The following is a 6,853-nucleotide window of genomic DNA, read 5'->3' as shown; positions in this document are numbered from 1 at the left end:
CAGATCCTGCCCGATGTCCTTTGGGGCCTTCACACGCACCATGTCCGCCAGCTGAAGCTCGGCCGCCTCCTCGGCACGCCGCGCAGCGTCAGCGGCCGCCAGTTCCCTGGCAGACTTCTCATCGAGATCGCCGCCGAACTCCTCGGCGTACACGGCGTCGACGAGTTCCTGCACATCCCCCGGCACGTGCACCAGACCCCCCGCACGCTGCGCCAGCAGCTCACTGGTACGCCGCAGCAGCGCCTCGTGGTACACCGCGCCCCACGCTCTCGGCTGCTCGAACTCCCCCTCGCCGTTCACCGGATTCAGCACCACGATCCGGGGATGTCCAACGGCCCAGGCCGGCCGGTGCGCACCGTGCAGGTCATACCCGTCCAGCTTGTGTCGCTGGCAGCGGCCCGCGCGCTGCAGCACAAGAGCCAGCGGCGCAATATCCGTGATCAGCAGGTCGAAATCGAGGTCGAGTGACTGCTCCACGATCTGGGTGGCGACCAGGATGGCCGCCTTGGGACGCTGCCCCGTCTTCCCGAACGAGGTCTCGCACACCTCAGTGATCCTGCGCCGGTCCCGGGCTCGGTAGCGGGAATGCAGCAGATGCAGGTCCGGCACCTCGGCTCCTGACTCCGCCCGTTGCGCAAGCCACGCCTGGACAGCTACAGCGGTCTCCTGTGCCTCGGCCACCGTCGTACAGCACACCAGCACGGTGCCTTCGCAGCCCTCGACGGCCGGCCGCAGCAACTCTTTGATCACGGACCAGCGATGCCGCACATCACCAGCCTCCACATCCCTGCGCACCGGCAGCAGCCTGAACTCCAGGGCCCTCTCCCGCTCACTCGGTACCCCGCGCGGCTCGCTCACGGCGCCACCGGGCGCCCCGTCGACGTAGACCCAGCCCGGATAGCGCGGCTGCATTGCCTGCGGCAGCTCATCGGCTTGGCCGCAGCCCCGTCGGTAGGCCTGCAGCAGCGAGCCTGCCGTGCTCCCGGTCAGCGTCGCGGACAGCACCACCACCGGCGCCCCCATCGCACCAAGCCATTCCAGCAACCGGAGCAGCAGAGCGTGCATCCACGGCCCGTACGCGTGCGCCTCGTCGATGACCAGGACCTTCCCCGACAGGGCCAGCAAACGCAGCGCGTTGTACCGCACAGGCAGAACCCCGGCCAGCGCCTGATCGATCGTGAACACGCTGAGAGGGGCGAGCATCCCGCGTCGAGTCGCACGGAGCCACTGGGCCGCCTCCACAGAGGCATGCTCGCTGGAGAGCACCGGGCCAGCAGTGGCTGCGGAACCGGCCGCATCCGTCACGGTGTCCGCACTCAGCCAGGCCATGCTGTGCACCCGGGTCAGGGCCGCATCACCGCCCAGCGTCCGCTCGGCGAACACCCGCACCCGCTCGTACATGGCGTCGGCTGTCGCCATCGTGGGCAACGAGAACCGACTCCGTTCGAGCCGGCGGCACGCATCAGCACACTCGCCCCGAACAGCGCTGCCTCGGTCTTGCCGTCGCCTGGCGGAGCCGTCACCAGCAGAAGTCCCGGCCCCCGCACCAGATCAGGCAACTCCTTCACCAGGGACGCCTGCAAAGCAAAGAGTTCGGCTCGAAACCGAACATCTCCCTGAACGACAGGTCCCGAACGACGGCCCGGCCCAGACCCGCCTCACGCACCACCGCCGCAGCATCCTTCACCGAACGCTCCCAATGAGCCAGCAGTCCCTTGTCGTCAGCGCTCCAACCTGGGGCAGGAATTCGCTGCACGATGAAGGTTTCTTGACTGGCCAGCCAGTCCGCGACGATCACCAGCCCCGCCACGACCACAGCCACGGAAGCGGGAAGCTGCCGCGGCGGTACGACGGCACTTTCTGTCATCCGCCTGACCGCCTCAGCGTGAGCCCGGCACTGCTCCTCCCACACGCCCGCCCCGAGACCGGGATGGTTCGCCCTAGGCCGGCGAGCCTGCTGCCGCGACATCGCCGGCCAGAACCGGCCGTGGTGGCCGCCCAGCATCTGCGCGATCTGATGCCCCACCCCACGGTGGGCACCCCGCGGGTTCGCCGGATAGCCGAACTCCTCGAAGATCCCCACCAGCACCCAGTGCGTGGCCTCGTCATGCCTCAGAGTCAGCGCATCACGCAGTTCCTCCGCCGAAGCTGGCCCGTACGCAGGATCCGCAGCCTGCAACGCCGCATACAGATCAACGCACTTGCGCTGGAACGCTGGACTGATCTTGCCGAGGTCATGCAACCCAGCCCACATGCAGACCAGTTGCCGCAGTTCGTCAGCCGCAACCCCCACCTCACCGCTGAGTCGCTCGACGACCTCGTGGCTGAGCAGACTGTCCCACAACGCACCAGCCATCGCGGCCGTATCCAGCAGATGACACACCACGGGATATGCACGCGGCAGCCCGTGCTGCTTGCCCCACAGTTGAGGATCGACGAGCGCTAAAGTCTCACTGTCGCTTGTCATCGTGCGCGGCTCCAGGCTATGGAGGTGGACCAGTGAGAGGCATCTCACCACACCCCACTGACAACGCCCGCTTGAGCGGTGACCGCTTACTCATCCAGCTCCATCTGGAAGGCGCCGCCATGCAGATAACGAATTGGCCTACGCTCCCAATATCCGCAGGTCACCAAGTGAGTTCCCCGCGCGAGCGGGGGTGAGCCGACGAGACGGTGGGGCGCTCCTCGTCCAGCAGCGAGTTCCCCGCGCGAGCGGGGGTGAGCCGTCCATATCGAACGTGCGGGCTGTGACGCAGGCGAGTTCCCCGCGCGAGCGGGGGTGAGCCGATCATGCAGCGGATCGGCTGACATGGTGGCGCGAGTTCCCCGCGCGAGCGGGGGTGAGCCGAACGGCCTGGTGGCAGAACGGGTCTACGTCGCGAGTTCCCCGCGCGAGCGGGGGTGAGCCGATGACGACCTCACCCACGCCCGCGCGGTAGACGAGTTCCCCGCGCGAGCGGGGGTGAGCCGGCCCAAGGCGACTGGCGGCAGGTCGACCGCTTGAGTTCCCCGCGCGAGCGGGGGTGAGCCGCGGGGGGCGCGGGAGAGGCGTCCGGCGCGCAGGAGTTCCCCGCGCGAGCGAGGGTGAGCCGTGACCGCGTGGCAGGCCACGCCGCCCGGTCTGGAGTTCCTCGCGCGAGCGGGGGTGAGCCGGCCCTCGGCATCAAGTCGCCGTCCACGGTCATGAGTTCCCCGCGCGAGCGGGGGTGAGCCGTCGCCGCCGAACTCGGCATCACCCGCGAACACGAGTTCCCCGCGCGAGCGGGGGTGAGCCGGTCACCGATGACGTCGGCTACAACGTCGGCGTGAGTTCCCCGCGCGAGCGGGGGTGAGCCGCCGGTCCACAAGACGCGGAGCCCGTCCCGGGCGAGTTCCCCGCACGAGCGGTAGCGGCTGATGAACTTGGCCGCGTTGACACGGCGGTGGGCCATCGAGTCCTCCATGGACTTCGTGTGCAGTCGTTCCTCGGCTGCATGAGGCCCCGCGCCTGAACACAATAGAAGCACCCTCCGTACGGATCCCGAGGCGCAGGCTCTGCAGCCGACGCCGGACAGTACGGCTGGGCCAGCATCCTCAAGGCCTGGGAGGAGACCAGCGCCGGCCGTGGGCGGTACGGCCGCGGGGCCCGGCGACGGTCTTCACCGTGCCGGGCCGCACGGGCGGGCTACCGGCGGTTGCTGCGCCATTTCTCCCAGAGAGGCCCAACGGCCACTGAGAGCAATCCCACGGCAGCGGCAACCAACGCCGAGCGGAGCGTGACCTCTCCCTCGAAGGCGAACTGCATAACGAGCAGGATCGCAACGACGCTGGCAAAGGTCACGGCTGCGCTACGAGCAGTGCCCACGGGTTCTCCTCGCTCTGAGTTCTCCGGCGTTAGCATGCGACCTTCTTCCACTCGGGCCAACCGATGACGACACCGATCGGGGCGTAGGGCAGCCGGATCTGGACACAGCGGTTCTGGCTCGCGGCGTCCTTGAAGGTCTTCCGCACGCTCTGGGACGCCGCGCCAAGGGTCCCACGGCAGATGGTCCGCACGGGCATGTTGCGAACCCGGTTCGGGACCTTCTGGCATGCAGCGACGACGGCGGCTGACGCGTCGGTGTACGGGGCGATGGAGGCTGTCTCAGAACGGTTGAACTTCACGTAGATTCCGCGGCCGAACGAGACCTTCGGGTCGGCGACCACAGGAAAGGCGGTGTTCGACGTGATGTGGATCTGCTGGATGAGCGTGTTGCCCTCCAGCCGGTAGGTGGTGGGAACGTCGTTGCCGGAGGCGTCTTTGGCCCACGGAGCGTCGATGGCACCGATGGCCACGCTGGTGTCGGCGTCGATACGCTCGACGATTTCGTAACCGCCGTCGGCGGTGGCCACCAGTTCCGAACCAGCTGGGAGGTCCAGATCGAAACGCTGGTCGGCAGGTGCCTTGCTGTCCTTGAGGGTGATCAGACTCCGGAACGCGCCGCCGACCGTGGGCTGGACCGACAGGTCGGTAGAGGGAGCGGCGTCCGGATACACGGTCGTGCCGGCGGCGCTCTCGACACCGGCAACACTCTTGGTGCTCGGAAGTGCGACGCCAATCGTCGTCCCGTCCGGCGCGATGGTCTCTACCTTTCCGTCGGACACAGCCGGAACGGTCAGGGTGATCTTTCCGTCGGTCGTGTCCGTCACTACCCTGCTCGCCTCGTCCCTGGCGCCCGCCGTGGTCGGCACGAGGTCGTGGGTTCCTGTGATGCGCTCGACAATGGCCGCGGCCCTGGCGGGCTCCGATGCCGTTGCGTCGGCAGCCGCGGGCGAAGTCATGTTCAACGCGAGCCAGCCGCTCGCCGCAACGGCGACGGATCCGCTGGCTATTCGCTGTCGGTAACTCATATGTGCATCCCCGGTTCAGAGTTTCGAAGACGTCGGACTGCAGCCGCTCACATAGACTCGGGGCAGTTGACGTCCAGGCCCGTATTGCGCCCCTTGGTCGGGAGGGCGCCATGACCTTCTTGATCACGAGCAACGTATCCCGGCCTTCGCCGCAATCACTGTGACGGAAGGCACAATTCCGCCTCAGGTCTTGCTCAACGATGTGTGTGTCAATCCCCTCGAACTGTGGAGATCTTCTAAGCGGCCAGTTCCAAGACGGAGTTGGCCCGGTGGTCGTGCTCGTAGTCGATCGGACTCTGATATCCACACACGCTGTGTAGTCGGTGCACGTTGTAGAAGCCGGTGATCCAGGTCGCGATCCGCAGCCGGGCCTCGGTGCGGGTGGCGAACGTGTGCCGGTGGACGTACTCGACCTCGAGCACGCTGTTGAACGCCTCGCTGACGGCGTTGTCGAAACACGACCCGACGCGGCCCATGGACTGGGTCACGCCCAAGCGGCGACAGGCCCGGCGAAAGCGCCGGGAGCCGTATTCGCTGCCGCGGTCGCTGTGGAAGATCACGCCCTTCACGTCACCGCCGCGGGTGGCCGCGGCCATGTTCAGGGACGCCACGACCAGTTCGGCGTCATGGCGTGCGCCCATCGCGTAACCGAGCAGCCGGCGCGAGAACAGGTCGATGACGGTGGCCAGGTAGAGCTTGCCCTCACCGGAGGTGATCTCGGTCATGTCGCCGCACCACACCTGGTCCGGAGCGTCCGCGGTGAAGTCCCGCCGCACGAAGTCCGGGGCCGCCGGCCGTTTGCCGGGCCGGGTCAGCCCGCGCCGTCGGCGGACCTTCCGTCCGGCCAGGCCGAGTTCGGCCACCAGACGGGCGACAGTGTTCACCGAGACCCGCCAGCCCGCGCGGACCAGGAGGAGCCAGACCTTCGGGGAGCCGTAGGTGCCGCCGGAGCCCTCGAAGATCTGCCGGATCACGTCGGCCAGCTGCCCGCGCCGGATCTCACGCGCGGTGGTGGGCTTGTCGCGCCACTTGTAGAACCAGGACTCCGACACCCCCAGGACACGGCAGGCCAGACGGTGCGGGACGCAGTGCTCGGTCCTCTGGTTACCGATGAACGCGGCCAGGGCGGCCGGGTCCGTCACGGTCACTTCACCCAGAGGACCATGCATCGCTTGAGGACATCACGCTCCATCTCCAGCTCGCGTATCCGCTTGTTCTTCTCCGACATCTCCCGCCGCAACCGTTCCAGCTCGGCGCGCTCGGCCTCGCGCATCCGTCCACCCGGCGGCGCGGGCTCGGCCGGCCGGTCGGACGACGCCGACCCGTTGCGCCGCCACCGCGACACCCAGCTATGCAACGTGCCGGAGTGCACGCCGAGTTCCTCGGCGACCTCCGGGATCGGCCTGCCCGTCTCGATCACGATGCGTACAGCACCCTCACGAAACTCAGGCGTGTACGTCCGTTGCTTGGACCCCATGAACCCCAACTTCCCCTGCAATCACGGACTCCACGCTACGAGGGGAGGGACGCGTGGCTCGTTGATGTGGTATGCGCATCCCGGACGAGATCTGTGCCCAACTCGCCATGAGGTTCGCGGTGTTGTTCCCGCATCTGGATGAGCGACAACGACGGCTACTCATGGCCGCAGAGGCTCGTGTCCTGGGACACGGTGGTGTTCGGGCCGTTGCGCGGGCGGCCTCGGTGAGTGAGACCACGGTCCGCAAGGGCGTGTCCGAGTTGGAGGCCGGCGAGGAGCCTCTGGGGCGGGTGCGGCGGCCGGGCGGAGGCCGCAAGGGGGTCGTAGATCTCGATCCAGGGCTACGTCCGGCCCTCCTTGCGCTGGTCGAGCCGGACGAGCGAGGCGATCCGATGTCACCACTGCGGTGAACGGTGAAGTCGACCCGCACGCTGACGCGGGAGCTGGCCCGGACCGGGCACAAAGTCAGTGCGGACACCGTCGCCGACCTGCTGCGGGAAGAAGGCT

At 67.9% G+C, this 6,853-nt stretch carries 4 protein-coding genes, 2 pseudogenes and 1 CRISPR repeat array; of the genes and pseudogenes, 1 reads left to right on the top strand and 5 read right to left on the bottom strand.

Features of this window, described 5'->3' with window-relative positions:
- From cas3 to ACSLTV_RS35585, 5 genes and pseudogenes are all read right to left on the bottom strand, one after another.
- Window positions 1-1,434 (bottom strand): annotated as a pseudogene (gene cas3 / locus ACSLTV_RS35605) (CRISPR-associated helicase Cas3'); the annotation flags it as partial.
- Window positions 1,435-1,564: 130 nt separating this feature from the next.
- The gene (locus tag ACSLTV_RS35600; RefSeq protein WP_432159222.1) at window positions 1,565-2,467 is read right to left on the bottom strand and encodes a CRISPR-associated endonuclease Cas3''; all 903 of its coding nucleotides are present in this window, start codon (window positions 2,465-2,467) and stop codon (window positions 1,565-1,567) included.
- A gap of 169 nt (window positions 2,468-2,636) precedes the next feature.
- A CRISPR array of direct repeats spans window positions 2,637-3,336; the repeat unit is 29 nt; unit sequence GAGTTCCCCGCGCGAGCGGGGGTGAGCCG.
- A 537-nt stretch (window positions 3,337-3,873) separates the two neighbouring features.
- Window positions 3,874-4,869, bottom strand: coding sequence for a hypothetical protein (locus ACSLTV_RS35595; protein ID WP_432140164.1), 996 nt, complete (start codon window positions 4,867-4,869; stop codon window positions 3,874-3,876).
- Window positions 4,870-5,105: 236 nt separating this feature from the next.
- On the bottom strand, window positions 5,106-6,017 hold the full coding sequence (locus ACSLTV_RS35590) for an IS3 family transposase (RefSeq protein WP_435613680.1): 912 nt from the start codon (window positions 6,015-6,017) through the stop codon (window positions 5,106-5,108).
- The gene (locus tag ACSLTV_RS35585) at window positions 6,014-6,346 is read right to left on the bottom strand and encodes a transposase (protein ID WP_432159272.1); all 333 of its coding nucleotides are present in this window, start codon (window positions 6,344-6,346) and stop codon (window positions 6,014-6,016) included. Before ACSLTV_RS35585 ends, ACSLTV_RS35590 begins: the two co-directional genes overlap by 4 nt.
- 71 nt (window positions 6,347-6,417) lie before the next feature.
- Here ACSLTV_RS35585 and ACSLTV_RS35580 point away from each other — a divergent pair.
- Window positions 6,418-6,853: pseudogene (locus tag ACSLTV_RS35580) on the top strand (ISAzo13-like element transposase-related protein); the annotation flags it as partial.

The sequence above is a fragment of the Streptomyces sp. bgisy159 genome, from assembly GCF_965341775.1.
In the GTDB taxonomy this organism is placed as follows: domain Bacteria; phylum Actinomycetota; class Actinomycetes; order Streptomycetales; family Streptomycetaceae; genus Streptomyces.
The sequence above is the reverse complement of the archived record's forward strand: the minus strand, read 5'-3'. Positions and strand labels throughout refer to the sequence as shown.

Bases quoted from the DNA above. Each gene is read 5' to 3' on its own strand.
- ACSLTV_RS35600 (WP_432159222.1), bottom strand. From the start codon at position 2,467: ATGACAAGCGACAGTGAGACTTTAGCGCTCGTCGATCCTCAACTGTGG.
- ACSLTV_RS35585 (WP_432159272.1), bottom strand. From the start codon at position 6,346: ATGGGGTCCAAGCAACGGACGTACACGCCTGAGTTTCGTGAGGGTGCT.
- ACSLTV_RS35595 (WP_432140164.1), bottom strand. From the start codon at position 4,869: ATGAGTTACCGACAGCGAATAGCCAGCGGATCCGTCGCCGTTGCGGCG.